Source organism: Jiella avicenniae (genome assembly GCF_021390325.1).
Taxonomy (GTDB): domain Bacteria; phylum Pseudomonadota; class Alphaproteobacteria; order Rhizobiales; family Rhizobiaceae; genus Jiella; species Jiella avicenniae.
This window is the reverse complement of the sequence record NZ_JAJUWU010000027.1, coordinates 24,359-50,625: the sequence shown is the minus strand read 5'-3', so window position 1 is coordinate 50,625 and position 26,267 is coordinate 24,359. Positions and strand designations below refer to the sequence as shown.

At 68.0% G+C, this 26,267-nt stretch carries 20 protein-coding genes; 12 read left to right on the top strand and 8 right to left on the bottom strand.

The window, feature by feature from the left end:
• Positions 1 to 144 precede the first annotated feature (144 nt).
• From dapF to LZD57_RS22055, 5 genes are all read left to right on the top strand, one after another.
• Positions 145 to 1,020, top strand: a complete 876-nt coding sequence (gene dapF, locus LZD57_RS22075) for a diaminopimelate epimerase (protein ID WP_233721775.1) — start codon at positions 145 to 147, stop codon at positions 1,018 to 1,020.
• On the top strand, positions 1,020 to 2,318 hold the full coding sequence (gene mtaB, locus LZD57_RS22070; RefSeq protein WP_233721752.1) for a tRNA (N(6)-L-threonylcarbamoyladenosine(37)-C(2))-methylthiotransferase MtaB: 1,299 nt from the start codon (positions 1,020 to 1,022) through the stop codon (positions 2,316 to 2,318). The genes dapF and mtaB overlap by 1 nt, the downstream gene beginning before the upstream one ends.
• Positions 2,319 to 2,335: 17 nt before the next feature.
• Positions 2,336 to 2,647, top strand: coding sequence for a hypothetical protein (locus tag LZD57_RS22065; protein ID WP_233721751.1), 312 nt, complete (start codon positions 2,336 to 2,338; stop codon positions 2,645 to 2,647).
• A gap of 56 nt (positions 2,648 to 2,703) precedes the next feature.
• Positions 2,704 to 4,044, top strand: coding sequence for a signal recognition particle-docking protein FtsY (gene ftsY / locus LZD57_RS22060; RefSeq protein ID WP_233721750.1), 1,341 nt, complete (start codon positions 2,704 to 2,706; stop codon positions 4,042 to 4,044).
• 210 nt (positions 4,045 to 4,254) lie between these two features.
• Complete coding sequence (locus LZD57_RS22055; RefSeq protein WP_233721749.1) at positions 4,255 to 4,935, top strand: septation protein A; 681 nt, start codon at positions 4,255 to 4,257, stop codon at positions 4,933 to 4,935.
• Between the two features lie 297 nt (positions 4,936 to 5,232).
• On the opposite strand, the gene trhO is transcribed toward LZD57_RS22055, so the two are convergent.
• On the bottom strand, positions 5,233 to 6,114 hold the full coding sequence (gene trhO / locus LZD57_RS22050) for an oxygen-dependent tRNA uridine(34) hydroxylase TrhO (RefSeq protein ID WP_233721748.1): 882 nt from the start codon (positions 6,112 to 6,114) through the stop codon (positions 5,233 to 5,235).
• Positions 6,115 to 6,303: 189 nt separating this feature from the next.
• Here trhO and LZD57_RS22045 point away from each other — a divergent pair, with 189 nt between their 5' ends.
• A complete protein-coding gene (locus tag LZD57_RS22045; RefSeq protein WP_233721774.1) occupies positions 6,304 to 6,735 on the top strand; it encodes a DUF805 domain-containing protein in 432 nt (143 codons plus the stop codon).
• 305 nt (positions 6,736 to 7,040) lie between these two features.
• On the opposite strand, the gene dksA is transcribed toward LZD57_RS22045, so the two are convergent.
• On the bottom strand, positions 7,041 to 7,457 hold the full coding sequence (gene dksA, locus LZD57_RS22040; RefSeq protein ID WP_163463686.1) for an RNA polymerase-binding protein DksA: 417 nt from the start codon (positions 7,455 to 7,457) through the stop codon (positions 7,041 to 7,043).
• A gap of 342 nt (positions 7,458 to 7,799) precedes the next feature.
• On the opposite strand from dksA, the gene LZD57_RS22035 reads away from it, so the two are divergent.
• From LZD57_RS22035 to LZD57_RS22020, 4 genes are all read left to right on the top strand, one after another.
• Positions 7,800 to 8,312 carry a SixA phosphatase family protein gene (locus tag LZD57_RS22035; RefSeq protein ID WP_233721747.1) on the top strand — a complete coding sequence of 171 codons (513 nt, stop codon included), beginning with the start codon at positions 7,800 to 7,802 and terminating at the stop codon, positions 8,310 to 8,312.
• 143 nt (positions 8,313 to 8,455) lie between these two features.
• On the top strand, positions 8,456 to 9,907 hold the full coding sequence (locus LZD57_RS22030) for a YcjX family GTP-binding protein (protein WP_233721746.1): 1,452 nt from the start codon (positions 8,456 to 8,458) through the stop codon (positions 9,905 to 9,907).
• Positions 9,904 to 10,992, top strand: a complete 1,089-nt coding sequence (locus LZD57_RS22025) for a YcjF family protein (RefSeq protein ID WP_233721745.1) — start codon at positions 9,904 to 9,906, stop codon at positions 10,990 to 10,992. The genes LZD57_RS22030 and LZD57_RS22025 overlap by 4 nt, the downstream gene beginning before the upstream one ends.
• A 98-nt stretch (positions 10,993 to 11,090) precedes the next feature.
• Positions 11,091 to 11,624 (top strand): hypothetical protein, encoded by a 534-nt coding sequence (locus LZD57_RS22020; protein ID WP_233721744.1) that lies wholly within the window; start codon positions 11,091 to 11,093, stop codon positions 11,622 to 11,624.
• 69 nt (positions 11,625 to 11,693) lie between these two features.
• Here LZD57_RS22020 and LZD57_RS22015 read toward each other — a convergent pair whose 3' ends face one another.
• The 4 genes from LZD57_RS22015 to folP form a co-directional block, all read right to left on the bottom strand.
• Positions 11,694 to 12,065, bottom strand: a complete 372-nt coding sequence (locus tag LZD57_RS22015) for a response regulator (protein ID WP_233721743.1) — start codon at positions 12,063 to 12,065, stop codon at positions 11,694 to 11,696.
• A 4-nt stretch (positions 12,066 to 12,069) separates the two neighbouring features.
• Positions 12,070 to 13,545: a sensor histidine kinase gene (locus tag LZD57_RS22010; RefSeq protein WP_233721742.1), complete on the bottom strand. Its 1,476-nt coding sequence runs from the start codon at positions 13,543 to 13,545 to the stop codon at positions 12,070 to 12,072.
• Between the two features lie 290 nt (positions 13,546 to 13,835).
• A complete protein-coding gene (gene folK / locus LZD57_RS22005; RefSeq protein WP_233721741.1) occupies positions 13,836 to 14,336 on the bottom strand; it encodes a 2-amino-4-hydroxy-6-hydroxymethyldihydropteridine diphosphokinase in 501 nt (166 codons plus the stop codon).
• On the bottom strand, positions 14,333 to 15,193 hold the full coding sequence (gene folP / locus LZD57_RS22000; RefSeq protein ID WP_233721740.1) for a dihydropteroate synthase: 861 nt from the start codon (positions 15,191 to 15,193) through the stop codon (positions 14,333 to 14,335). Before folP ends, folK begins: the two co-directional genes overlap by 4 nt.
• Before the next feature lie 163 nt (positions 15,194 to 15,356).
• Between folP and LZD57_RS21995 the strand changes: the two genes are divergently transcribed.
• A complete protein-coding gene (locus LZD57_RS21995; protein WP_233721739.1) occupies positions 15,357 to 15,965 on the top strand; it encodes a DUF922 domain-containing Zn-dependent protease in 609 nt (202 codons plus the stop codon).
• Positions 15,966 to 16,106: 141 nt separating this feature from the next.
• On the opposite strand, the gene LZD57_RS21990 is transcribed toward LZD57_RS21995, so the two are convergent.
• Positions 16,107 to 16,427, bottom strand: a complete 321-nt coding sequence (locus tag LZD57_RS21990; protein WP_233721738.1) for a 2Fe-2S iron-sulfur cluster-binding protein — start codon at positions 16,425 to 16,427, stop codon at positions 16,107 to 16,109.
• Positions 16,428 to 16,626: 199 nt separating this feature from the next.
• Positions 16,627 to 17,067 carry an Hpt domain-containing protein gene (locus LZD57_RS21985; RefSeq protein WP_233721737.1) on the bottom strand — a complete coding sequence of 147 codons (441 nt, stop codon included), beginning with the start codon at positions 17,065 to 17,067 and terminating at the stop codon, positions 16,627 to 16,629.
• 366 nt (positions 17,068 to 17,433) lie between these two features.
• Here LZD57_RS21985 and LZD57_RS21980 point away from each other — a divergent pair, with 366 nt between their 5' ends.
• Positions 17,434 to 26,067: an apolipoprotein A-IV repeat region-like domain-containing protein gene (locus LZD57_RS21980; protein ID WP_233721736.1), complete on the top strand. Its 8,634-nt coding sequence runs from the start codon at positions 17,434 to 17,436 to the stop codon at positions 26,065 to 26,067.
• The last annotated feature ends 200 nt before the right edge of the window (positions 26,068 to 26,267 follow it).

The following is a 26,267-nucleotide window of genomic DNA, read 5'->3' as shown; positions in this document are numbered from 1 at the left end:
GCCGCGCGGCGTCTTCGTTCGAATGGAGCCGACAAGCCGGGCTTCCACCGGTGGCAATCGGCGAGGTTTCTTGCCATATACGGCTCGATTTTCGCAGCGACCGGTCCGAAAGCCTTGGCAGTTCCCTCCGTCCCCTTCGCCCGCATGAATGGCTGCGGCAACGAGATCCTCGTCGTCGACATGCGCGAAACCGACGCGCGCATCCGGCCCGAAGCCGCGAGGACGCTGGCCGCCGGTCCGGAGACGCATTTCGACCAGATCATGGCGATCCACCGCCCCGCGACGCCCGGCACCGACGCCTATGTGCGGATCATCAATGCCGACGGCTCGGAAGCCGAAGCCTGCGGCAACGGCACGCGCTGCGTCGTCCAGGCGCTTGCCGCCGAGACCGGCCGGACGGGCTTCACCTTCGAGACCCGAGCCGGGCTGCTTCTCGCCGAGGAGCATGCGGATGGCACGATTTCCGTCGACATGGGCAAGCCGCGCTTTTCCTGGCAGGATATTCCGCTTGCCGAGGAATTCCGCGACACAAGGGCGATCGAACTGCAGATCGGGCCGATCGAGGCGCCGGTACTGCATTCCCCCTCCGTCGTCTCGATGGGGAATCCCCATGCCGTCTTCTGGGTGAAGGGCGACGTCGGCTCCTACGCCCTCGACCGGTTCGGGCCGATCCTCGAGAACCATCCGATCTTTCCGGAGCGGGCGAACGTCTCGATCGCAGAGGTCACCTCGCCCTCCTCGCTCATCATGCGGACGTGGGAGCGCGGGGTCGGGCTGACCCGCGCCTGCGGCTCCGCCGCCTGCGCCGCCGCCGTGTCCGCGGCCAGAACCCGGCGCACCGGCCGTGAGGTCGCCGTCACCCAGCCGGGCGGAACGCTGACGATCCTGTGGCGCGACGACGACCACGTGGTCATGACGGGACCGGCCGAATGGGAATGGTCCGGCCGGCTCGACCCGGAGACGGGCGACTATCTTCGTGACGCGCCAGCCGAGTCCCACGCGGAGCGGGAGATCGGCTGATGGGCGTCGAGGTCGTATCCTTCGGCTGCCGGCTCAACACCTACGAGTCGGCTGTGATGAAGCGCGAGGCCGAGGAAGCCGGCCTCGGCGAGGAGGCGCGCGGCGCGATCGTCTTCAACACCTGCGCGGTGACGGCCGAGGCGGTGCGCCAGGCCCGCCAGCAGATCCGCAAGGCGCGGCGCGAGAACCCGGACGCGCGGATCGTCGTCACCGGTTGCGCGGCGCAGACTGAGCCGGCACGCTTCGCCGAGATGGCCGAGGTCGACGCCGTCATCGGCAACATGGAAAAGCTGTCAGCCGAGAGCTATCGCAAGCTGCCCGACTTCGGCGTCGCGGCCGAGGAGAAGGTCCGCGTCAACGACATCATGAGCGTGACCGAGACCGCCGGCCACATGATCGACGCCATCGAGGGCCGCTCGCGGGCGATCGTGCAGATCCAGAACGGCTGCGACCATCGCTGCACCTTCTGCATCATCCCCTATGGCCGGGGCAATTCGCGCTCGGTGCCGATGGGCGCCGTCGTCGAGCAGATGAAGCGGCTGGTCGATGCCGGCTACAACGAGGTCGTCCTGTCGGGCGTCGACATGACCAGCTGGGGCGCCGACCTGCCCGGCAGCCCGAGGCTGGGCAATCTCGTCCAGTCGATCCTTCGACACGTGCCCGAGCTGAAGCGGCTGCGGCTTTCCTCGATCGATTCCATCGAGGCCGACGCCGCGCTGATCGACGCGATCGCCTCGGAAGAGCGCTTCATGCCGCATCTGCACCTGTCGCTGCAGGCCGGCGACGACATGATCCTGAAGCGGATGAAGCGCCGCCACTCTCGGGACGATTCCATCCGCTTCTGCACCGAGATCCGCGACAAGCGCCCGGACATCGTCTTCGGCGCCGACATCATCGCCGGATTCCCGACCGAAACCGGAGAGATGTTCGAAAACTCGCTGCGGATCGTCGAGGAATGCGGGCTGACCTTCCTGCACGTCTTCCCGTTCTCGCCGCGCGAGGGAACGCCGGCGGCGCGCATGCCGCAGCTCGAAAAGCCGGTGATCAAGGAGCGGGCTGCGCGGCTGCGGGCGGAGGGCGAGGCGGCGCATGCGGCGCATCTCGCACGTCTCGTCGGCAGCCGGCAGAACGTCCTGATCGAGCGCGAAGGCATTGGCCGGGCGGAGAATTTTACCCTCTGCCGGATCGATGCCGGTCTCCCCGGCGAGATCGTCGACGCTATCATTACCGGTGCCTCGGACGGAGCGGCGATTGCCCGGCCGGTCGAGGCGGCTTTTCCGGCGACGCAGGCCGGCTAGAATGACGAAGGACAGGCATGGCTGAGAAAAAGGGCTTCTTCCGGCGGATCTTCTCCTTCGGTTCCGACAGCGAAGAGGCGCGCACGCCGGAAAAGGGCCAGACGCCTCGGCCATCCGATTCGGAGTTCGGCCGCGAGGGCGCACCCGACCCCGAGGTCCGGCCGCAGGCGGCGGCGAGTTCCGTCGCCGACGCCGAGGCCGGCGCCGCTCCCTCCGACGACGGCGGCATCGAGCCGCTAGAGCCACGTGGCGAAGACGCGTCGACGGCCACCGAGCCGGTCGGCGAGGCTCAAAAAAAAACTCCGTCGTCCGGGATGAAGGCCCGCTAGAGACACGCGACGTCGACCCCTCCGCACCGCCGCGGGTGGAAGTCGAGCCGCGCCCGATGGCCACGGCCGACACCGAAGAGACGGACGGCGATTTCGCCTTCCTCGAAACCGCCGAACCCCTCCCCGAAACTCCTGCGGACTTTTCCTTCCTCGAAGAGCGCGTCGAACCGGTCGAGACCGCGACGCGGGAACCCTCGCCGGAGGCCGATGCCCTCGCCCCCGAGGTCGAACCGGCCGGCGAAGAGGATCACGTCGGCATCGAGCCGGCGGAGGTCGGCGAGGAAGACGATCTCGGCGAAGACGAGGCGGACTTCTCCTGGCTTGATGCCGACCTGCCCCCCGAGGAGGAAGAGCGGAGCGAGCCGGCGGCGCCGGGCGTTCCCGCCGCTCCGCCGCGGGCGCCCGTTCCGGACGATGCCGGCTTCCGCCTGCGCGAACGGCCGGCGGCCCCTGCTCCCGCCGCTCCTGCACCACACGTTTCCTGGGCCGAGCGGCTGCGCCAGGGCCTTGCCCGCTCCTCCAGCCAGCTTTCCGGCTCGATCACCGCGCTGTTCACCAAGCGCAAGCTCGACGAGGACACGCTCCAGGACTTCGAGGACATCCTGATCCAGGCCGATCTCGGCGTCGAGACGGCGATGCGGATCACCGATCGGCTGTCGGAAGGCCGCTTCGGCAAGGAGGTCACCGGCCAGGAGGTCCGACGCATCCTCGCCGAGGAGATCGAGAAGACGCTCACGCCGGTCGCCCAGCCGCTGGAACTCGACCTCGAGAAGAAGCCCCACGTCATCCTCGTCGTCGGCGTCAACGGCACCGGCAAGACCACGACCATCGGCAAGCTGGCGGCGAAGCTCACCCGCGGCGGCCTGAAGGTCACGCTCTGCGCCGGCGACACCTTCCGCGCCGCGGCCGTCGAGCAGCTCAAGATCTGGGGCGAGCGCACCGGCTCGGAGGTGATCGCCAAGCAGATCGGCGCCGATGCGGCGGGCCTTGCCTTCGAGGCCTACGACCGGGCGCTCGAAAACGATTCCGACGTCCTCATCATCGACACCGCCGGGCGGCTGCAGAACAAGGCCGAGCTGATGGCCGAGCTCGAAAAGATCAACCGCGTGCTGGCGAAACGCGAGCCGGACGCGCCGCACACCGTGCTGCAGACCCTCGACGCCACGACCGGGCAGAACGCGCTCTCCCAGGTCGAGATCTTCCGCAACGTCTCGGGCGTCAACGGCCTCGTCATGACCAAGCTGGACGGCACGGCGCGCGGCGGCATCCTCGTCGCGATTGCGGCGAAACACCGCCTGCCGGTCTACTTCGTCGGCGTCGGCGAAGGCATCGACGATCTGGAGCCCTTCAAGGCGAAGGATTTCGCCAGCGCGATCGCGGGAACGCCGTTGAATTGACCGTTCATCGGACGGCACCGCCATAAATCGACCGGCAAAATGGTCGAAGTCGTCATCCCGGCCTTGAGCCGGGGTCGATTCCAAGCCATGTGAGCGACGGGTCAGTCCAAAATAGCTATGCCCGCCGGCCGAAATGGCCTTCCGCGGCGATCTGGACTGGATCCCGGGTCAAGCCCGGGATGACGAGGCTGAGAAGGCGATTATCGCGACATGACCGAACACATCATCGAGGAAGCCCCCAACAAGCCCGGCCGCAAGGAGATGAGCCCGCTGCTCAAATTCGCGCTGGAGCTGGGGCCGCTGATGGTCTTCTTCTTCGCCAATTCGCGAGGCGAGGATCTCGCCGCCGCCTTCCCCATCCTCGGCGAACTGGGCGGACCGCTGTTCATCGCGACGGCCCTGTTCATGGCCGCGATGGTGATCGCGCTTGGCGTTTCCTGGGCCGTGACGCGCACCTTACCGATCATGCCGCTGGTGACGCTCGCCGTCGTCCTCGTCTTCGGCGGGCTGACGCTTTGGCTGCAGGACGAGACCTTCATCAAGATGAAGCCGACCATCGTCAACGGCCTGTTCGCCGCCGTCCTCCTCGGCGGGCTGTTCTTCGGCAAGTCCTTCCTCGGCTACGTCTTCGACCAGGCCTTCAAGCTCGACGACGAGGGCTGGCGCAAGCTGACCTTCCGCTGGGGGCTGTTCTTCATCTTTCTGGCGGTCCTCAACGTCGTCGTCTGGAAAGCCGCCGACGCCTATTACGGCCCGGGCCAGACGTCCGACGACCTCTGGGTCGACTTCAAGGTCTGGGCGACGATGCCGATCACCATCGTTTTCATGCTGACCCAGATCCCGCTGATCAAGCGCCATGCGACGGAGCCGCTGGGGGTGAAGAAGGAGTAGCCGGGGATCGCTCAATGATGCGGGCGCCCTCTCTCCCCTTTGCGGGAGAGAAAGCGATTTCATCGGCTTAGCGAGGAACTCGCTAAACGATAGAAATCGCAAGAGAGGGGTTTCACCGGTACAGCCGCTGTCTGTCGCAGGCAGACCGGACATGATGCTTTCTCAGGCGGCGGTCACGGCGAATTCGATGGTGAAACCCCTCTCTTGTCATTCTCAAGGTTTGGTCCTCGCTCTGCTCGGCCCAATTCCTTGGAATGACGTTCTCTCCCACAAGGGGGAGAGAGGGCACCTTTTCGCTCACCCCTCGCCAATCGTCATCCGCCGATGGCGTTCGCGCAGCGCAGCGACCTCGCTTTCGGGCCTCTCGCCCACGCAGCCCGCACAGGACACGCCTTCCTCATACTCGGTCGCCGCCCGGTCTTCTTCCGACAGCGGCGCGCCGCAGGCGAAGCAGGCGGTCCAGCCGGTCTCGGTTAGTCCATGGCCGAGTGCCACCCGGCCGTCGAAGACGTAGCAGTCGCCGCGCCAGCGGCTTTCGGGCTCCGGCACCTTCTCGAGATAGGACAGGATCCCGCCCTTCAGCTGGTAGACCTCGGCGAAGCCCTTCTCCAGCATGAAGGCCGAGGCCTTCTCGCAGCGGATGCCGCCGGTGCAGAACATCGCGACCCTCGGGGTCTTCGCCGGGTCGAGCGTCTCCTCGACATAGCGCTTGAAATCGGTGAACCGGTCGATCCCCGGATCGACGGCGCCCTCGAAGATGCCGACCCTCGTCTCGTAGCGATTGCGCGTGTCGAGGAGGAGGACGTCCGGGTCCGCGACGAGCGCGTTCCAGTCTTCCGGGGCGACGTGAACGCCGGTCTTCGCCGAGGGGTCGCCCGCCACGTCGCGAAGGGTGATGATCTCCGGGCGGATGCGGACCTTCATGCGGGCGAAGGGCCAGTCGCCGGCGGCCGACAGGCGCAGATGCTCGTCGGTCAGCGAGAAGCGACGCGACAGCTCGGCGAGAAATTCCTCCATTGCGGGCTTTTCGCCGGCGACCGTCCCGTTGACGCCCTCCGACGCGATCAGGATGGTGCCGCGCAGGTTGCGGTCGTGGCAGAAGCCGAGCAGAGCTGCGCGCATGGGCCCGAGATCGGCGAGCGACAGGAAGCGATAGAAGGCGGCGACGGTCAGATGCATGGGCGGCGTGATAGCCTCGCCGCGCGCCGACCGCAACGCGCTTTCCCGGCCTCCGCAAAGCCGGGTGCGACGGGCACCCTCGGGACGATCGGCGCGGGGCCGGGATCGTCCGTCGCCATCTTGGCACCGGCCTGCCGGCTCTGTAAGCCATAGCCCTCCCTCAACGGTCAGGAGTCCGCCGTGTCGACCATGCTCATGCCCTATCGACGCTATTTCAACTTCTCGAGCCGGGCCCGCCGCAAGGAGTACTGGCTCTATATGCTGCTCTTCTACGTGGTCGGATTCGTCCTGATCTTCGTCGACTCGGCGCTCGGCCTCGGCGGCCCGACGCAGACGGCTGTCGATACGGTCGACGGCTTCAGCGCCAGCGCAAGCGCCGAAGGCGGCGTCCTGACGGCGATCTGGGGCATCGCGAATTTCATTCCGTTGCTCGCCTGCTCGGTTCGCCGGCTGCACGATACGGATCGCCGGGGCTGGTGGATGTTCATCACCCTCATCCCGCTGATCGGCTCGATCTGGTTCCTGGTGCTGATGTGTCTCGACGGAACGACGGGCAGCAATCGTTTTGGCCCGGATCCGAAGGACAGGATCGGCGCGACGGCGGAATCCGTCTTCGAATGATCCACGAAGTCGACCGCTCCGGGGCACCCGCTCCGGGGCACCGGCCAGCGCGAAGCGGCGACGAGCGGCAGATCTTTCCGGGAAAACCCCACGGCCCGTCACATTGGGGCCGTGTTCCTTTGGCGTGATGGGACAGTCGCGCCGGCGGCAGGTTCAGCCGACGCCCTCGCCGTTTCCGATCCGCGGCGGCTTCTATGACCTGCGCCGCAGGTGCGCCAACTCCGTCTGCCCGTGCCGGGCGAGCAGAGGATGGACGGCGGAGCTTTACGCGCGAAGCGAAGGGCGACGAAGCCTTCGCGCTCGGCTCATTCGTCGCGATAGACCTTTTCGCGACGCTCGTGCCGCTCCTGGGCCTCCAGAGAGAGCGTCGCGATCGGCCGGGCGTCGAGACGCTTCAGGCTGATCGGCTCGCCGGTCTCTTCGCAATAGCCATAGGACCCGTCCTCGATCCGCTCCAGGGCCGCGTCGATCTTCGAGATGAGCTTGCGCTGCCGGTCGCGGGCTCGGAGCTCGATCGCCCGATCGGTCTCGGACGAGGCGCGGTCGGCGACGTCGGCGAGATTGGAGTTGTCGTTGGCGAGGGTGTCGAGCGTCTCGCGCGCCTCGCGCAGGATCTCGGCCTTCCAGGTCAGGAGCTTGCGCCGGAAGTATTCCTTCTGGCGGTCGTTCATGAAGGGGCCGTCTTCGGACAGCTTCAGTTCGGCATTGAGTGTTTCGCTCATTACGCACCTCCATTCCCGCTGGCCGGCCTTATAGCGGCGGTTTGGCAGTCGAACAAGTTGAGTCTGCGTCACAGTCATCCGCTGGATGTGATTCTAAGACTCGGATTTGCTTGACGAATTGGAAAGCTCAGGCGGCCGGGCGATGCCGCGGCGACCGCCGATCCAGCGTCGCGCCAGCCTCGAAGCGTGTCCAACCATCGAAAATTCGACGGATTCCAAGGTTCTTTCGCACCTTGGGCTCGTGCGCTCGTCAGGCGGCCGGGATGCGCCGGACCGCGTCCGGGGCCGGATGAGCACGCGCGACGATTGCCTGACGGAAGGTTTCAGCTTATCGAATTTTTCATGACGGCACGCTTCGCGCACCACATCTTGATCCTCAGGCACGCCCATTCGTCCTGGGCGCGGCCCGGCGAGCGCGACCATCAGCGCCCGCTCGACGACCGCGGCGCCGCCGACGCCGAGCGGCTGGCGCAAATCTTCGCCGATGAAGCGCTGCCGGTCGACGCCGTCGCCTGCTCCACGGCGAAGCGGGCCGTGGATACGCTCGCACCCCTCCTCCCGACCCTCAGTCAGAGGGTTCCCGTCGCCTATGCCGACGAACTCTACGCGCTCGGCACCGAGGCCTATTTCGCCGCGGCGAAAGACGCGGGCGACGTCGGCAACCTTCTCATCGTCGGCCACAACCCGATGGTCGAGGACTTCACCCGGTCGCTCTGCGACAGCGGCGAGGAGGACGCCATCGCGGCGATCGCCGGCGGGTTTCCCACGGCGGCCCTGGCGATCGTCGGTCTCGACCGTCCGCTCGCCGAGATCGCCGCCAAATCCGGCCGTCTCCTGAGGATCGTCCGGCCCTGACGGCTCGGCGTGCGGACTGAACGGCCTTCAGGCCGGTTCATCGCCGGTCCCCTTCGAAGCGGGGCGCAGCCTTCCTATATGCCGGTCGAGGCTCCTTGCCCTGAAACCCGCCCCTCAGCCCGTCTCGAAGACCAGCGCCGCCCATGACATCGATTGCCGACGAGGCCCGCCTCGTCTTCGACAATTTCACCGACCGGACCGCGTCGATCTTCAATCCGCATCTTCGCCTCGGCGTCACCGGGCTTTCGCGCGCCGGCAAGACGGTGTTCATCACCGCCCTCGTCCACAACCTTCTGTCCGGTGGCCGGCTGCCGCTGTTCAAGGCGCAGGCGAACGGCCGCATCCTCGGCGCCGATCTCAAGGAGCAGCCGGACGACGCGGTGCCGCGCTTCCAGTACGAGGATCACATCCGCCGCATCGTCGAGGAGCGGGTCTGGCCGGAATCGACCCGGGCGATCTCCGAACTGCGCCTCACGATCGCCTTCGAATCCGCCGAGGCTTGGCGCCGCATGCTGCCCGGCGGCAAGCTCACCCTCGACATCGTCGACTATCCCGGCGAGTGGCTGCTCGACCTGCCGCTGATCGACAAGGATTTCGCCACCTTCTCGGCGGAAGCCCTGGAGCGGGCCCGCCTGCCCTCGCGGCGGAAGGAAGCCGGCCCCTTTCTGGCGAAGCTCGAAACCGTCGATCTCGATGCGCCGGCGGACGAGGTGACGGCGCGCGATCTCAGCGTGCTCTTCGCCGAGTATCTCAAGGCATGTCGGGCGGACTCCGCGGCGCTCTCGACCTTGCCGCCCGGACGCTTCCTGATGCCCGGCGATCTCGACGGATCCCCCGCCCTCACCTTCGCGCCGCTGCCGGTGGAAAAGGGCAAAACCTATCCGAAGGGCTCGATGGCGGCGCATCTTTCCCGCCGCTACGAGGCCTACAAGACCGTCGTCGTCAAACCGTTCTTCCGCAATCACTTTGCGAGGCTCGACCGGCAGATCCTGTTGATCGACGCGCTCCAGGCGATCAATGCCGGGCCGGAGGCGGTGAGCGATCTCGAAACCGCGCTCGCCGACATCCTCGCCTGCTTCCGTCCGGGCCGATCGAGCTGGCTCGGCTCCTTCCTCACCCGCCGCATCGACCGCATCCTCGTCGCCGCGACCAAGGCCGATCATCTCCACCACGAGAGCCATCGGCGGCTGGAGGCGATCGTCCGCGTCATGGTCGACGACGCGGTCGCCCGGGCGAAGTTCTCCGGTGCCAAGACCGAGGTCCTCGCCATGGCGGCGGTGCGCGCCACTCGCGAGGCGACGGTCAGCGACGGGGGCGAGGACCTGCCGGTGATCGTCGGCATCCCCGCCGCCGGCGAGACCATCGGCGAGCGCAGCTTCGACGGCCAGAGCGAGACGGCGGTGTTTCCGGGCGACCTGCCGGACGATCCACGCCGTCTGTTCGATCCGAAAGACGGCGTTGCGGCCGGGTCGCTGCGCTTCGTGCGGTTTCGCCCGCCGAAGCTCCAGCACAGCCCCGAAGGACTTTCGCTTTCGCTGCCGCACATCCGGCTCGACCGGGCGCTGGAATTCCTCCTGGGAGACAGGCTGCAATGAGCGACGAGCAAGGCCCTCGCCGGCGCGCGCCGGGCGCGTTCGACCTGCCGGGAAGCAAGCCGCCGCGCGAGGCCGAGAGGCGAGAAGAAACGGATTTCGCGCCGCCGCGCATGCCGCGCTCGATCGCGGCTGTCGAGACGATCGAATTCGACCCCGACGAGGCGATCGATGAAGACGTCGCGGCGACCGGCGAGCCGGAGATCGAGACACGCCGGCGCTTTTCCTTCGGCAAACTCCTCGCCGCCTCGCTCGGCCTTCTCCTGTCGATCGGGATCGGACTTGCGATCGACGCCATCGTGCGCGACGTCTTCGAGCGGTCCGAGTGGCTCGGCTGGACCGCCCTCGGCCTTGCCCTCCTCGCCCTTTTCGCCCTTCTCGCCGTCGTCATCCGCGAGACAGTCGGCCTGATGCGGCTCGCCGCCGTCGACCGGGAGCGCAAGCGGGCGCTGGCCGCCTATCGGGGGGATTCGCTCGCCGAGGCGAAACTCGCCGTCGCGACGCTGGAGACCCTCCTCTCCGACCGGCCCGAAACCGCCCGCGGCCGCGCCGACATCGCCGCGCTCGAAGGCGAGGTGATCGACGGCGCCGACCTGATCGCCCTGGCCGAAGAGCGGATGCTGGGGCCGCTCGACGCCAAGGCGCGGGCGCTGGTGCTCGCCTCGGCAAAGCGGGTCTCGGTGGTGACTGCCGTCAGCCCGAAGGCGCTGGTCGACGTCGCCTATGTCGTCTTCGAGAACGTCAAGCTGATCCGCAAGATGGCCGAACTCTACGGCGCGCGGCCGGGCATGCTCGGCCTCGTCAAACTGACGCGGGACGTCCTCGGCCATCTCGCGGTCACCGGCTCGATCGCGGTCGGCGACAGCCTGGTGCAGCAGGTCATCGGCCATGGACTCGCGGCGCGCCTCTCCCAGCGGCTCGGCGAAGGCGTCGTCAACGGCCTCCTGACGGCGCGGGTCGGCCTCGCCGCGATGGATCTTTGCCGACCGCTGCCGTTCCTGCGCGCCAGACGCCCGCGGATCGGGGCCATTCTGTCCGAACTCACCGCCCATTCCGGCATCGAACCGTCCGCCGGCAAACGATCATGAGGCCCTTCAGGCGGCGCGGCGGGCCCGCCGAAAGGCTTGGTTAACCCTTTGAAGCGACAATGACATGGTAAACGGTCTTCATTCAGGAAGTTTTCTCCATGTCGCGTCTGATGACAGCCGGTCTCGCCCTCAGCCTCGCAGTTTCGGCCGCGACCATCGTTCCGGCGAAAGCCGACAGTGACGAAGCCTTCTTCAGGCGCGTCACCGGCCAGTGGTCCGGCCCGGGCGAGATCGTCGCCGGCAAATTCAAGGGCACGAAGTTCGTCTGCAACTTCGCCGGTGCCGAGCATCCGAAAAAGGTCGGCGTCGAACTCGAGGGCTCCTGCCGGGTCGGCCTGTTCTCGCAGCCGATGCGGGCCGAGGTCGTGCGCGCCGGCAAGTCCTATCGTGGCGCCTTCCAGGACGGGGCGGCGGGCAAGGGCCTCGACATCGTTTCGGGGGAAGTCGCCGGCGACCACATCGTCGTCGGGCTCGACCGCAAGCAGCTCAAGGGCGCGATGATCGCCCGTCTCGCCGACGACGATTCGCTGGCGATCACCGTCTCCGTCCGGGTCTCCTCGCAGCTCGTGCCGGTCATCGGGATGAACCTGAAGCGGGCCGCCGGCACCCGCCAGAGCGCGCTCTCCGACTGATCCGACCGCGGCGGCAGCCGGCCGCCCGAAACCCGAGGCTGCGGCTCGACGCCCGGCGCGGCGGGAAAGTCAGTTGACGGACAGACCGATGGCGCGGCGCAAGTCGCGCTCGACGACGGGCTTGATCAGCACCTCATACGGATGGTCGAGGCTGATGCGCGCGAGCGAATTCGGCTCGTTCGAGCCGGTGATGTAGATGACTTTGAGATCGGGCAGTTCGGGCTGAATCGCCTGGGCGACGTCGACGCCGTCCCGATCGCCCGCCAGCCGAAGGTCCATGAACACGAAGTCGGGCCGGTTTTGCAGAATCGTCGTCACCGCCTGATCGGCGACGTCCGCCGTTCCGAGAACGTTCAGTCCGATTTCCTCCGACAGCTCGCGCAGATATTCCATGATCAGGAAGTCGTCCTCGACGATCACGACACTGAACCGTCTGTCCATTCGCTCATCTCCCCACGGGCATTCGGATGGAGAACCGGCTTCCCGATTCATGCGACACTTCCATGCTGCCGCGAAGCTGCGCGACGATGGCCTGAATGATCTTCGTCCCGAGGCCGTCTTCCGGGCATCGTGGGGCGGAAGGCTGGAGGCCGGAACCGTCGTCCTCCACGGATAGTTCGCAGCGGTCACCCTCGACCACCCGGAACGACACGTCGACCGTTCCGCCCCCGCTTGCCGCGAAAGCATGCTTGATCGCATTGCCGGCCAGTTCGTTGAGCAGCATCCCGGTGGAAATGGCAAAGTCGGGCTGCAGTTGGACGCGGTCCGAATGCACGGCTATGCGGATGCCGCGCTGCCTCGCCCCCAGCCCCTCCTCGATCCGCTCGCACAGGGCAGTGAAGTACTCCTGCGCGCACAGCGTGCTCGGATTGTCCTTGGCGAGGAGGATCCGGTGCAGCGTGCTCAACGCCTCGATCCGCCCCTTCATGTCGATGAGGCCCTGCCTGGCGACGGGATCGGCGACGCGGCGCGCCTGCAGCCCGAGCATCGCATGGACCTGCGCGAGATTGTTCTTCACGCGGTGGTTGACCTCGCGCAGCAGCAGGTCGCGATCCCGGGCGTAGAGTTCCATCTTCCGCATCATCTCGGCGAGGCGGGCTTCGCGCTCGTTGACGAGATGCCCGCTCCAGAGAACGCTCGCGCCGAGAAGAAACGAGGACAGGGCCGCGATGATGCTGACGACGACGGAATCGGGCAGGACATCTCCCGCCATCGCTCGATAGCCGGCATAGCAAAGCACCACGGGGATCAGGATTGTGAACGGAAACAGCCAGCGCGCCATCATGCTCCCGGCGCCTCGTCCGAGCAGGATCGCGGTCCAACTGCGCGCCGGCCGGAGCATCAAGAGGCCGGCGAAAGAGACGAGGAAGGCCAGCGCCGAGGAAAGGGCGTGGCCGACGAAAAACGGCACGGAATAGATCGCCCCGACGTCGAACAGGATGCTGAGAAGCGAAATTACGACGACGATCAGGCCGATCGATGCCGAGATCGCGGCCACGGCCACCGATCGACGCGCCCGGGCGTGAAACAACCGGATCGACAGGGCGGCGAGAGAAAAACACAGGCTCGTCGCCCACGACATGACCGCATGTTCCGGCCCACCCGCGTGAAACGACAAAGCCTGCGCCGGCCATTCCGCAGCGCCGAAGGCGAAGAGACAGACATTGAGGACGACGAGCACGGCGAGAGCGGCCGCAAGCAGGTTCGCGGTCCGATAGTGGCGACGAACCGCGGCGACGAGGGCAATCCCCGTGACGAGGAAACCCAGCGCGGCGAGAGGGGCCGTCGCGGTGTAGCGCGAGCCGGCCACCAGAAGTCCGGTGCCGATCGACCAGTCGAGCCAGTCGATCGCCCCGAAGGACGCGACGAGGACGCCACAACACATCGTGAATGTTTCGGCCGACCGCAAGCGATGCCGCATGGCCATCCTGATCAGTTGCAGAGAATCAGACGTCGATTTGTGCAACTTTACCGATATCTTGCAAGCTAAGCGATTCGCCTGCGACAAAACAACACGGAGGGAGTCAGAAGATGAGTGTCGCGGCTGAAATTCCTGCGAATGATCGCTTCCAGCAACCATTCACGCAAAGTCAATTCGAAGGATTCAACGACTGAATTTCGCATCAGAGGCGCGCACATCGCCCCGGGTCGCAAGCCTTGGCGCTCCGTGCCGATCAACCGCCGGGGGAAATTCGTAAACCTCGCAGGCCTTCAGCGCCACCAGCCGCCATCCTGGGTGACCGGCACGATCACGCCCTGGTCCAGCGCGTCGACGCGCTCTGCCACCCGCCGACCGCCGATGGCGAGGTCGGGCGCGATGTCGGCGAGCGGCACGAGCACGAAGGCCCGCTCGGCGATGCGCGGATGCGGCAGCGTCAAGGCCTCGTCGCCATGCGTCGTGCCGCCGAAGTCGAGAACGTCGATGTCGAGGGTGCGCGGACCCCAGCGCTCGGCCCGTTCGCGCTTGAACTCCCGCTCCGTCTGGAGGCAGAGGTCGAGAAGCCGGCGCGCCGACAGTTCCGTCTCGACGGCGGCGCAGGCGTTGAGAAAGTCCGGCTGATCCGTCTTGCCCCAAGGCGGAGTGCGGAAGAGACGCGAGACCGCGACGACCGTGCAATCGGTCCTCGCGTCGATCGTCCGAAGCGCGGCGGCAATCGCCACCTTCGGATCGCCAAGATTGCCGCCGAGCCCGAGATACGCTTTGACGCTCACCAGCGTTCGCCCTTCAGCGCCCGCCGCATGGCGTCGGCGATGGCCAGCGCGTCGCGATTGGCCGGCACGTTGTGAACCCGGATGATGTCGGCCCCGCGCTCGCGCAGAAGCACGCTCGTCGCCGCCGTGGCGATGTCCGGCTCCGGATCGGCCCGGCCGATCGCCCCGCGCACGAAGCGCTTGCGCGAGGTCCCGACGAGGAGCGGATAGCCGAGCGCCATGACCTCGTGGACGCGCGCGAGCAGAATGAGGTTTTCCGGCCCGTCCTTCTCGAAGCCGAAGCCCGGATCGAGCACGATCGCCTCGTTTGCGACTCCGGCCGCCCCGGCGATCTCGAGCGAACGGCGGAGGAAGTGGAACTGGTCCTCGATGACGTCGGCGAGTTTCTCGCGGTCGCGCCCGGTGTGCATAAGGCAGAGCCCCGCCCCAGTCGCCGCCGCGACCTCGGCGATCGCCGGCTCGCGCTGGGCGCCGTGGACGTCGTTGATGATGTGCGCCCCGGCCTCGACCGCCAGACGCGCCGTCTCCGCCCGATAGGTATCGACCGAGATCAGGCAGTCGGAGCGCCGCACCAGCTCTTCGATCACCGGCAGAATGCGGCGCTGTTCCTCGGCTGCATCGACGGGCGTCGCGCCCGGCCGCGTCGACTCGCCGCCGATGTCGACGATCGCGGCGCCCTGCTCCACCATCCGCAGCGACTCGTCGACCGCCGCGCCCACCGAGGCGTAGCGCCCGCCGTCGGAAAAGGAGTCCGGCGTCGCGTTGAGGACGCCCATGATCGTCGCGGTTTCGCCGAGAACGATGCTGCGACCATGGGCCAGCTTCCAGGTTCCGCCACGCGGTGAAATCACGTCCATCCGGCCTTCTCCACGATCGGCTGCGAGCCATCGCGAGCCTGCGGCCCCTTGGGTAACCTCACCGGAAAGATTGCGCAATTGTGTCGCCGGACGCGCTTGCTTCCGGGCCCGGTTGAGGTACCGTAGCACGACCTTCTTTCGACTTATTCCAGAGGCGGCGCGCATGAAATCGAGGTTGGGGTTGTGCGTGGCGGTGGTCGCGCTCTGTCTGCCGGCGGTCGCCGATGCGGCGTCGATTCGCGAGAAGACCACCTATTTCGCCGTGCGCGGATCCACCCTCGCCGAACTCGACCAGGATCTCAACCGGCGCGGACCCTACGTCTCGGACACCGGGATCCGCCATCCGGGCGCAACCCAGGTCAAATTCGACGGCAAGGTCACCTACAAGCGGACGCCGGATGGCTGCGCCGTCGACGCGACCAATCTCAGCCTCGATCTCGAAATGACGCTGCCCAAATGGATCCAGCCGAAGCGGGTTCCCGCCCGCACCAAGCTGATCTGGGAAACGCTCGAGAAAGACATCCACCGGCATGAAAACCGCCACGCGGCCATCGCCACGAACTGGCTGAAGCGGATGGAGTCCGCGATCCGCAATCTGCGGACGGAGCCCACATGCTCCGCCATGGAAGCGATGGTGAACACCGTCACGCAGCGCTATCTCGCCGGGCACGAACGCGCGCAGATCGAGTTCGACACCATCGAAGGCCGCGAGGTCAACTTCCGGCTGCGCCGGGCGCTGGCGCGCGCCGTCGACGAACAGAGTTCCCGCTGACCCGGTTGATCGTCGATCCCCGCACGGTTGCCGCCAACACGACCGAACGTCACGAGAACACCGGTCGCCCGATGGCCCGACCGACAGACGCTCGGAGTCGCCGAGCTTCCGTCCGAAAATTTCGCCGAATCCAGGCCCGTCTCAGCCCTGCCGCTCCGGGACGTAGAGCACCAGCCCGTCGAATTCGGGCCGGACCTTGATCTGGCAGGACAGCCGGGAATTCGGCTGCGGTTCGTGGGCGAAGTCCAGCATGTCCTCCTCCATCGCTTCCGGCTCGCCGACGATCTCGCGCCAGGCCTCGTCGACATAGACGTGGCACGTCGCGCAGGCGCAAGCGCCGCCACACTCGGCCTCGATGCCCGGCACGTCGTTCCGGACGGCGTTCTCCATCGCCGTGGTTCCGTCGCGGGCGTCGAGGTCGTAGCGGGTCCCATCCACCGTCTCGAAGGTGATCTTGGTCATGCCGGACAAGCCTTGGTTGGATATCGCTCGAAGCGCCCTCCGCCCCACCTCGCCGTCGGCGAGCGCTGATCGGCGCGGTAGAATGGGCCGCGTCGGCCCGGAGTTAGTGAGCCCACCGCCGACAAGTCAATCGCCACCATTCCAAATTCGGAGGGCGCGGCGTGGGCATCCATCCGCGCGGGTGCTGCCGGTCGCGCCTTCAGAGGCCCGAGAGATCCCTGGCGAATCGCCCCGTCCGCTCGAGTTCGGCAAGGAGGTCCTCCACCGCCGCCGGACCGTCCGGGTCCCGTTCCAGCTCTTCGGCGGCGTCGGCGAGCCGGAAGGCGCCGAGATTGCGGGCCGCACCCTTCAAAGCATGGCCGAGCCGGCATCGCTCCTGCGGGTCGGCGGCCAGGATCGCCGGCCTCGCACGCTCGATCTGAATGACGAGAAGCCCCAGCACCTCGACCTCGAGTGCCCGATCGCCGGCCGTCTGGCGCGCCAGATGCACGAGATCGATCGGCGAGCGACGGGATGGCAGCAACGGCCCGCCTAGCGGCGCAGCGCCGCCTTCGGGCTGTCTTTCGATCGGCCGCGACATCGCATCCTCCATCGGCGGCCGCGCCGGTTTCGGCAGCGCGACGCCATTCGTTGAAGCCAAAGCGGAATCGTCTCGCGGTTCGGTGAGCAATTGGTTAAGGTGGTAGATCGAATCCACGCCGGTCGAGCCTTCGTGTCCTTTCCGCCGATCGTTCGCAAGCCCGCCCAAGCAAGCTTTCCGGCGAAAAAATTCGCAATTGCCCCGCCGTCGTTAACCTTATGTTTAAACTTGTAGGGATTGGCCGGCTTTACGGTTTCTTTCGGACCGGGGGGCCACTAACATCGTAAGGTGAAGAACCGCGGACGTCGCGCCCTCGTCCGGCCTCGGGCCGAGCGAGATGCGCCGATGCCGGCGGCCAGATGGTGCCATAACGGTCGGCATCTGGCCGCCATGGGCGGATGTAGAGAGTATCGAGGCGCGACGGCCATGTCCAAGACGAAACCCTTCGATCAGCTTTCCGACGACACGGTCAACGAGCTGGAAGAGGCGCTTGCCGGGATCGACATCGCGGACGACGAGGCGGAGGAGACTTCCGCCTCTGGCACGGCGACCGGACATCTCGAGACCTCCGCCAGCGAGGAGAACGTCGACGTCGTCCTCTCGCTCGAAGACTTCGAGCGGCAGATCAGCGAGACCGCCGGTCAGTTGCGCGACGAAGACGGCGACGCGGAGCCGGCCCTTGGCGAGGCTGCCTCGACGGGCGGTGCGGGCGACCCGGCGTCCGCAGGTTTTGCCGCGGCAGCGGCAGCCTCCGCCGCAGAGGCGACGCGCCCTTCCCCCCGGCCTGGCGAACGCGCGGAGGCCTCCGCGGAGCCCGCCCAGCGGCCGGAGACGCAGGAGAATCGCTCATCATTCGGCGAACAGCCCCGCGCCTACAGCCAGGCCGCCGCCAATGACGAGGCCCGGCGAAATGCCGTCTGGGCCGAGGCGCTGCTGCAGCGGCGCGCGTCCCGGACGCCGATCTGGATCGCCGCCGTCGCCTCGGTGCTGTGGCTGGTCGCCGTCGCGGCCGGTGCTTCGACCATCTACGGAACCGATCTCGAGCTTTTGGCAAGCGGCGCCGCCGATCCGCTGCGCCAGGGCGAAATGCTCGCGCTTCTCGCACTGGCGATCCTGCCGCCCATCCTGTTCATGGCGATCGGCCTGATGGTCCGCCGCTCCGCCGACCTTCGCCTGATGAGCCGCTCCCTCGCCGAGGTGGCGATGCGCCTCGCGGAGCCCGAAAGCGTCGCCACCGAGCGGGTGATGAGCGTCGGCCAGGCGGTGCGACGGGAGATTTCCGGCCTTGCCGAAGGCGTCGAGCGGGCGCTGTCGCGGACCTCGAACCTCGAAAGCCTCGTGCGCGACGAGGTGAGCGCGCTCGAACGCGCCTATGCCGACAACGAAGTGAAGATCCGCACGCTGGTCCAGGATCTCGGCAACGAGCGCGAGGCGATGCTGTCCCATGCCGAGCGTCTTCGCTCGGCCGTCCTCGGTTCGCACCAGCGGCTGGTCGGCGACGTCGAGGCGACCTCGGACGCGGTGCTGGGACGCATCGAAGAGGCGTCGCAGCGTTTCACCGCCCTCATCGACGAGCGCAGCGCCAGCTTCATCACCGACTACGAAACCCGCAACCAGCAGCTCTCCGAGCTGTTCGACGCCCGCGGTCGCACCTTGAGCGAACAGCTGACCTCCGAGGGCGAGACGCTGCTCTCGCGGCTCGACGAGGTCGCCGACAATGCCGGCCGCAAACTCGTCGACGTCGGCGAGAAGGTCGCCGGCGATCTCGACGAGCGCTCCAGCCGCATCGGCGGCGAAATCGACGAGCGCAGCACGACCCTCGTCGCCCTGCTCGGCGAACGCGCCGACGGCATCAAGCAGGCGATCGCAGCCGATTCCGAATCGCTCATCGAACGGATCACCAGCAGCGCCGATCAGTCCGTCCGCCGCCTGGCCGAGACCAACGAGACGCTCGCCCGCGAGAGCGAAGAGCGCAGCCGCGCCCTCGCCGACGGCGTCGAAAGCCGCAGCAGGGAGCTGATCCGGGTCTTCGACGAGAAGAGCGCCGCGCTCGATTCCCGCGTCAGCGACCTCGGCGATCGTCTCGTCGCCGACATTTCTTTCACGGCCGAAAACGCCACCAGCCAGATCACTTCGGCCGGCGACCAGGTGTCCCAAGCTCTCGACGAGCGCGCCACCCGGCTCGCGGCGGAGTTCGACGGCCGCAGCCAGCAGCTGCTGTCGGCCTTCGACGAGCGCACGGCGGCGATCGTCGGCGCGGCCAACGGCGCCAGCGAAGAGCTCCTGTCGACCATCACGTCGGCCGGTGAATTGGCGGTCGGCCGGCTCGGCGAGACTAGTGCCGTCGTCGCCCGCACCCTGTCGGAGAAGAGCGACGGGCTGGCGAACGACTTCGACGATCGCAGCCGCCAACTCCTCGCCGCTTTCGGCGATCAGTCCTCCGCCCTTGTGGATCAGGCGAACGGCACCAGCGAGCGGCTGCTCGCGGCGATCACCGGCGCCGGCGAAGCGGCGGTCGGCCGACTCGGCGAGACGGGCGAAACCGTCGCCCGCACCCTTGCCGAACGAAACGCCGCGATCGCGGAGGACTTCTCGACCCGCGGCCAGCTCCTTCTCAGCGACTTCGCCGAGCGGAGCGCGACGCTGCAGTCGAACGTCCGCGAGTCGAACGAACAGCTCGTCCTCGGGCTCTCGCTCGGCGCCGAGGCCGCGGCTGCCAGCATCGTCGAAGCCGGCGAGACGACCGAACGCAGCGTCCAGGAGCAGATCGAGCGCCTCACCGGCGAGTTCGATCAGCATGTCGAGCGGGCCGTCGCGGCGCTGTCGGAGCGTGGCACGACGCTTTCCGCTTCGCTCGGCGACACCACCCGCACGCTCATCTCCGAGCTGAGCGGCACGTCCGAGACCGCGGTTCGCGAGATCACGGCCGCCAGCCAGGCCGCCAACGACACGCTCGGCACGTCCTCGGGCGAACTCGTTTCGCGGGCCGGCGACATCAGTGCGCAGATGACGTCGGTCGGCACCGAGATCGTCGGCCGCATGATCGCCTCCGCCGACGCCGCCACCGGCCTCGTTCGCTCGCGAACCGAGATGCTGTCCGAATATGGCGACAAGTTCGTCGAGACGCTGGCACAGGCGCTGGACGATCGGACGCTCACGATGCGGCTGCAGGGCGAGACCTTCCTCGACGGTCTCGACAGCCTCTTCCGCGAGCGCCTCGAGGCGATCGAGAAACACGGCGACGGCTTCAAGGCCGGGATCGCCGAGGAAATCGACGGCCGCCGGCAGCGGCTGGAGGACAGCGCGAGCCGCTTCCTGAAGAGCGCTGAGACCGAACTCGGCGAGCGGACGGCGCGGATCGAACATCTCCTGTCGGCCGACAACGATGCGATGCTCGGCGGTCTCGACCGCCGCATGGAGGACATCGAGAAAGCGCTCGGCGAACGGGGGCCGGCCCTGCTCGCGGCGATCGAAAACCGGGCCAATGCCATCGAGGTGTCGACCGAACGGGTGTCGGCCGCCCTCAACGACCGCTCGATCGACTTCGCCCAGACGCTCGCCGACCGGACGCGCGACATCGTCGGAGCGTTCGACAAGGGCCATTCGGAGCTGGCCGGACTGAGCCAGGGCGCCGTCCAGTCGGCCAACGAGACGCTGGAAGCGCGGACCAACGAACTCCGCTCGCTGCTGAGCGACCGTCTCTCCGGCCTCGACGCACTGCTGACGGAGCGCACGGGCGGCCTCGCCGAGGTGCTCGATCAGCGGCTCCTGTCCTTCGATCTGGCCGCCGACAGCCGCATCGAGGCGATCGGCGAACGCGCTGGCGAGGTCGGCACCAAGCTCGACAGCGCCGCCGAGCGGATTCACGGCGTCCTCACCGAGCGCCGCGACGAGATCGAGGTCGTCATGGGCCGCGTCGCCGAGGGCTTCGAGACGAGCTTCGCCGACCGCATGCGGATGCTGGAAGAGAAACTCGCCGGCCAGACCCAGCGTTTCGCGCGGGCTCTCGACGACGCCCAGCGGCTCGTCGCCGACGACATGGATGAACGGACCGGCCGGGTCGCCGAGCGGGTCGAAGCGGTTCTGGCGGAGATCCGCGAGGCGGTCGCCACGGCCGAGGGCCTGCTGGCCGAGGGCCTCGACGAGCGGGCGGCGGCCTTCTCGGCGCTGTTCGAGGAACGCCGCGGCGCGATCGAGGAAATCCTGTCGATGTCGCAGGACCGGATCGTCAATTCGCTCGATCATCGGATCGACGCGATCGCCTCGACGCTGGCCGATCGCGGCGCCGAGATGCAGCGCACGCTCGATGGCGAAAGCTCCAGCTTCGTCAAGACGATCGACGAAAAGTCTCAGGCTCTGTTCGAGAACCTCGATCAGCGCACCGGTGCGCTCAATACGGGGCTGGCCGACCGCCTGCACGCCAACGAGCGACTGATGGGCGAGGCCCAGGACGCGCTGATGTCGAGCTTCGACGCGCGCAAGTCGGAACTGTCCGAGATCCTCGACGGGCGATCGGCGTCGCTGCGGGCGATCGGCGACGAGATGGCGGCCCAGGTCGCATCGGCGATCGACGAGCGTCTGCGTAACGTCGCGACCGGCTTCGACGACGTCGTCGACCAGATCGTCGGCGATCTGTCCGAGCGCATCGCTTCGCTCGGCGCATCGCTGGCAGAGACCCGCAACGCCCTGGTCGGCACGGTGGACGCCGAGACCGGACGGTTCCGCGCCGAGATGGACGAGCGCACACAGGGCTTCGAGGATCATCTGTCGGTGTCTGCGAGCAGCCAGCTCGTCGCCATCGAAAGCGCCCTGTCGATGGTCGTCGAAGGCCTCGACGAGCGGCTTTCACGCCTGTCGGCCGCGGCCGAGGGCGCCAGGGGCGACATCGAAAAGGGTCTCTCGGCCGAAATCGAGAAGCTCCGCCAGACCATCGCGTCCGGCCTCGAAGGTTTCTCCGGCGAGGTCGACACCGGCGGCCAGTCCCTCTCGGCCGCGATCGAGACGCGGATCGCCGAACTCAAGTCGGCATCGCAGGCCGCCGAGACGGGCGTGCGCGAAAGCCTCGATCAGCGGATTCAGACACTCGAAGGCCTGCTCGCGGCCAGCCGCGACGAGGTCTCCGGCACGCTCGATCAGGGGATCGGCTCGATCCGCGACGAGATCGGCGAGCGGGTCAACCGTCTCGCGGAGAATCTCGACGGTCGGACCGCGGCCCTGCGCACCATCATCGAGGACGCCCGCGGCATTCTCGTCGAGGGCCTCGACGAGCGGCTCGGCGCCATCCAGCGGGTGGTGGACGGCTCGGAAGGCACGCTTCTCGCGGCGCTCGACGCACGCCGCGACGAATTCGGCCGGCAGATCGAAAGCGGCCGCTCGGCGCTGGCCGCGACGCTGGAAGAGCGGGTCACCGCCCTTTCCGACGCCCTGTTCGAAGCCGACCTCAAGCTCGCCACCGCCTTCGACGAGCGCCGCGACAGCCTCGCTTCGCTCATCGACGGCGCGGTCTCCTCCGCCGCCGCGACCTTCGAGGACCGGGCGGACGACGTCCGCCGGACCATCGAACAGTCGGTCGGCGACGTGTCGCAGACCCTCGACGGCCGCCGCGAGGATCTCCTCGCCGTCCTCGAAAGCGGCTCGTCGAGCCTCGTCGGCGCACTCGACCAGCGCACCGAAGCGATCGCCACCGCGCTCGAACGCGGGCTCGGAAACGTCGAGCGCACGCTGAACGCGCGCGCCGCGACGGTCGCCGAGGCGATCCGCAACACCATCACCGAGGCGACGACGGCGATGGCGCAGGAGGCCAGCCGTGCCCGCGAAGGCCTGATGGCCGAAACCGAGAAGGTTTCGTCCAGCGTCGGCGAGATTTCCCGCGTGTTCGACACGGCCAGCGAGGAAGCGCGCAGCCGCATCGCCGCCGAAGCCGAGCGGCTCACCGGCCGCCTCGAACAGCTGGCGAGCGAACTCAACCAGCGTACCGAAAGCGCCGGAACCAAGCTCGTCACCGAGGGCGGACGGATCGCCGAGACGATCACCGGCTCGGCCGAGGCCATCCGCTCCCTGTCGGAGGAATCGCGGTCGCGCTTTGCCACCGAGGCGGAGGCCCTGGCCAACCAGATCGCCGGACTCACCCACGGCATCCGCAAGGAAACCGACGAGGTGCGCGAGCAGCTGGCGCAGCAGCGCATGGCGCTGGTCGACACGTTGTCCGGCATCTCGGGCGTCGTGGCCGGCGAGTTCGACCGCAACACCGAGAGCTTCGCCGAGCGGATCACCACTGCCGCCGAAGAGCTGCGGCAGATCGCCGAGGACAACCGCTCGCGCTTTGCCGGCGACACGAACCGGCTGGCGGCGGAGTTCGAGACGGCCATCGCCCGCATGGGCGAACTGACGGAGACCGCCCAGGGCGCGTTGAAGGCCTCCGGCGAGGACTTCACCGGCCGGGTGAACCGAGCGGCCGGCTCCATGCGCAATGCGACCGGCGACATCGCCGCCGCGCTGGAAGCGAAAGCCGACGCCTTCTCGGCGGAACTCGAGGCGACGACCCAGCGTCTCGCCGGCCTGCTTGCGGAAAACCCGGTCACCGGCGAGATCGACGCCTCGACGGCGCGGCTGCGCGAGGAACTCGTCGCCACCACCAACGCCATCCGCGGCGAGGTCGAGGGCGTCGTCGGCCAGTTGCGCGGCGAAGTCGCGACCGTGTCCGGTCAGCTCCTGCAGGACGCCGAGAGCGTCCGCGACGAAATCGCCAACCGGGGCGGCGACCTGTCGACCCAGATCGCGGCGATCTCCGAAATCATCCGGCTGGAGACCGAGCGCGCCCGCTCGGCCCTCATCGACAGCGCCGGCACGGTCGGCGAGGAACTGGCCGACCGGATGAGCGAGACCGAGCGCCAGCTCGCCACCCGCACGCGGACGATGAACGACGAGATGGAGGAGAAGACCCGCAACCTCGCGGCGATGCTGTCGGCCCGCAACGCCGAGATCAGCCGAATGCTCGAAGAGGAAGCCCGGCCGATGCTGTCGCAGATCGGCGAAGGCGGCACGGAGCTGGCGCGGCTTCTCCAGGCCACCACCCGCGACGCCGCCGAAAGGCTGCGGTCCGAGAACGCCTCGCTCGCCGCGGCGCTCGGCCGGCGGGCCCAGGACACCATCGCCGCCCTCACCCAGTCCTCCGACGCCATTCTCGGCGCGCTGGACGAGCGGGCCGCCGCGACGGTGGGCATGGTCGGCGAGATGCGCGAGCAGCTCCAGCGCGACGTCGGCTCGCTCATCGGCAGGCTCGCCCAGACGTCGAGCTCGCTGCGCGGCCTCGTCGAGGAGACGGCCGGCAATCTGGGTGCCATCGACAACCTCCTCAAGGACAGCGGCGCCCGCTTTGCCGAAGACGCCCAGGAGGCCTCGAACTCGATCTCGCTGAGCGCCCGCATGCTCGACAACAACGTCGAAAAGCTCGATCAGCTTTCGCTGGCGGCGTTTTCGCGGATCGCCTCGATGGCCCAGCGCTTCGAGGAGCACGGCGCCGTCCTGTCCGAGACCGTCGGGCTTCTGGAAACCCGGGAGGACGGCCTGCGCCAGGTGCTCGACGGCGGCCATGCCGGCCTCGACGAACTGTCCACCAATCTCGTCCGGCGCTCGGAGGAGATCGGCGGCCTGATGCACGCCTTCGAGGAGGTCGTCACCGGCCTGTTCGACCGCACCGAACAGCGCTCGCGGATGATTTCCGAGCGGCTGTCGGGCGAACTGGGCTCCTCCCTCGGCGACGTCGACCGGCAGCTGCAGGAAGCCGAGGCGCGTTCGCAGCGCACGGCAGCGGTGCTGCGCGACGAGGTGCAGGCGGCGCTGGGAGATGCCGGCGCGCGGTTCGAACGCTCGACGGAGGAGATCCGCGAGGCCGCCGAGGCGATCCGCACGGAACTCGAGACTGCCCGGTCCGAGATCAAGCGCGGCGTCTTCGAACTGCCCGAGGAGACCCGCACCAGCACCGAGGCGATGCGTCGGGCCGTGTCCGACCAGATCCGGGCGCTGCGCGAACTCTCCGACATCGTCTCGCAGTCCGGCCGGGCATTCGACGTCGCCGACCGTTCGCGGCCCGCCCCGGCGCGGCCGCAGCGCGAGACGCGTCCCGAGCCGCGGGCGGCGGCACCGAAGCCCGAACCGGCAAAGCCGGACTTCGACTTCGACGACGAGGACGCTTTGGACGTCGAACGCGAGATCGCCGCATCCTTCATGAGCGACGGCAACCTCGCCCGCGATCTGAGGGGCGGAAACTTCGAGCCGAGCCGCTCCGAGCCGACGCGGCCGACCAGCGAAGCCAGGACCTCGGACGCCTCGGGGACAACGGCGCAGCCTGCGACCGCGCGCGCGGCACCGCAGGGCGGCGGCCAGCGGCCCGCTTCGGCTCAGAACGGACCTTCGGGCGCTGCCCCGGCGTCCGGCCGGACGGCCGTCGGCGGATCGGCGGCTCCCTCGGCTCCGGCGGCGCAGGGCCCGGCCCGGCCGGCTCGCCCGGACGACGGCGGCCGCAAATCTTCCGACGCCGGCCGCAACGAGGCGGACCGCGGCGGCGGATGGGTGTCGAACCTGCTGCGCCGCGCATCGGAGGACGACGACGCCTTCGGCGACGACTTCGCGCCTTCCCCGGACGCGTCGCAGTCCCCGCCGGCCTCGGCAGCCGCCGGGCGGACGCCGGCAACGCCCGAGCGTTCACCCGACCACGTCGTCGAATCGCTGAACTCGCTGTCGATGGACATCGCCCGGGCGATCGACCACAACGCGTCGATCGAACTGTGGGACCGCTACCGCCGCGGCGAGCGCAACGTCTTCACCCGCCGGCTCTACACCATGCAGGGCCAGCAGACCTTCGACGACATCCGCCGCAAGTATCAGCGCGACCCCGAGTTCCGGGAGGCGGTGGATCGTTACATCGCCGACTTCGAGGCGCTGCTGCAGGACATCGCCCGCAACGACCCGGAGAACCGGGTGTCGCGGACCTATCTCGCCTCCGATACGGGCAAGGTCTACACGATGCTGGCCCACGCCTCCGGGCGGTTCGACAGCTAGGGCGCAACGCCGGAGCAAGTCTCGTGACCCATTGAAGCCCCGGATCGTCGATCCGGGGCTTCGTCGTTTGGACTGACGCCGATCGACCGGTTCGCGGCGGCAAGCGGAATTGCCGGTGGGCAAACCTCGCCGCCGCAGGTAGATTCGGCGCGGCAAACGGGAGGCGGCCACAAACATTCGCCGGTTTGTCGTGATCTGGC

Bases quoted from the DNA above. Each gene is read 5' to 3' on its own strand.
- dapF (WP_233721775.1), top strand. From the start codon at position 145: ATGAATGGCTGCGGCAACGAGATCCTCGTCGTCGACATGCGCGAAACC.
- mtaB (WP_233721752.1), top strand. From the start codon at position 1,020: ATGGGCGTCGAGGTCGTATCCTTCGGCTGCCGGCTCAACACCTACGAG.
- LZD57_RS22065 (WP_233721751.1), top strand. From the start codon at position 2,336: ATGGCTGAGAAAAAGGGCTTCTTCCGGCGGATCTTCTCCTTCGGTTCC.
- ftsY (WP_233721750.1), top strand. From the start codon at position 2,704: ATGGCCACGGCCGACACCGAAGAGACGGACGGCGATTTCGCCTTCCTC.
- LZD57_RS22055 (WP_233721749.1), top strand. From the start codon at position 4,255: ATGACCGAACACATCATCGAGGAAGCCCCCAACAAGCCCGGCCGCAAG.
- trhO (WP_233721748.1), bottom strand. From the start codon at position 6,114: ATGCATCTGACCGTCGCCGCCTTCTATCGCTTCCTGTCGCTCGCCGAT.
- LZD57_RS22045 (WP_233721774.1), top strand. From the start codon at position 6,304: ATGCTCATGCCCTATCGACGCTATTTCAACTTCTCGAGCCGGGCCCGC.
- dksA (WP_163463686.1), bottom strand. From the start codon at position 7,457: ATGAGCGAAACACTCAATGCCGAACTGAAGCTGTCCGAAGACGGCCCC.
- LZD57_RS22035 (WP_233721747.1), top strand. From the start codon at position 7,800: ATGACGGCACGCTTCGCGCACCACATCTTGATCCTCAGGCACGCCCAT.
- LZD57_RS22030 (WP_233721746.1), top strand. From the start codon at position 8,456: ATGACATCGATTGCCGACGAGGCCCGCCTCGTCTTCGACAATTTCACC.
- LZD57_RS22025 (WP_233721745.1), top strand. From the start codon at position 9,904: ATGAGCGACGAGCAAGGCCCTCGCCGGCGCGCGCCGGGCGCGTTCGAC.
- LZD57_RS22020 (WP_233721744.1), top strand. From the start codon at position 11,091: ATGTCGCGTCTGATGACAGCCGGTCTCGCCCTCAGCCTCGCAGTTTCG.
- LZD57_RS22015 (WP_233721743.1), bottom strand. From the start codon at position 12,065: ATGGACAGACGGTTCAGTGTCGTGATCGTCGAGGACGACTTCCTGATC.
- LZD57_RS22010 (WP_233721742.1), bottom strand. From the start codon at position 13,545: ATGCGGCATCGCTTGCGGTCGGCCGAAACATTCACGATGTGTTGTGGC.
- folP (WP_233721740.1), bottom strand. From the start codon at position 15,193: ATGGACGTGATTTCACCGCGTGGCGGAACCTGGAAGCTGGCCCATGGT.
- LZD57_RS21995 (WP_233721739.1), top strand. From the start codon at position 15,357: ATGAAATCGAGGTTGGGGTTGTGCGTGGCGGTGGTCGCGCTCTGTCTG.
- LZD57_RS21990 (WP_233721738.1), bottom strand. From the start codon at position 16,427: ATGACCAAGATCACCTTCGAGACGGTGGATGGGACCCGCTACGACCTC.
- LZD57_RS21980 (WP_233721736.1), top strand. From the start codon at position 17,434: ATGTCCAAGACGAAACCCTTCGATCAGCTTTCCGACGACACGGTCAAC.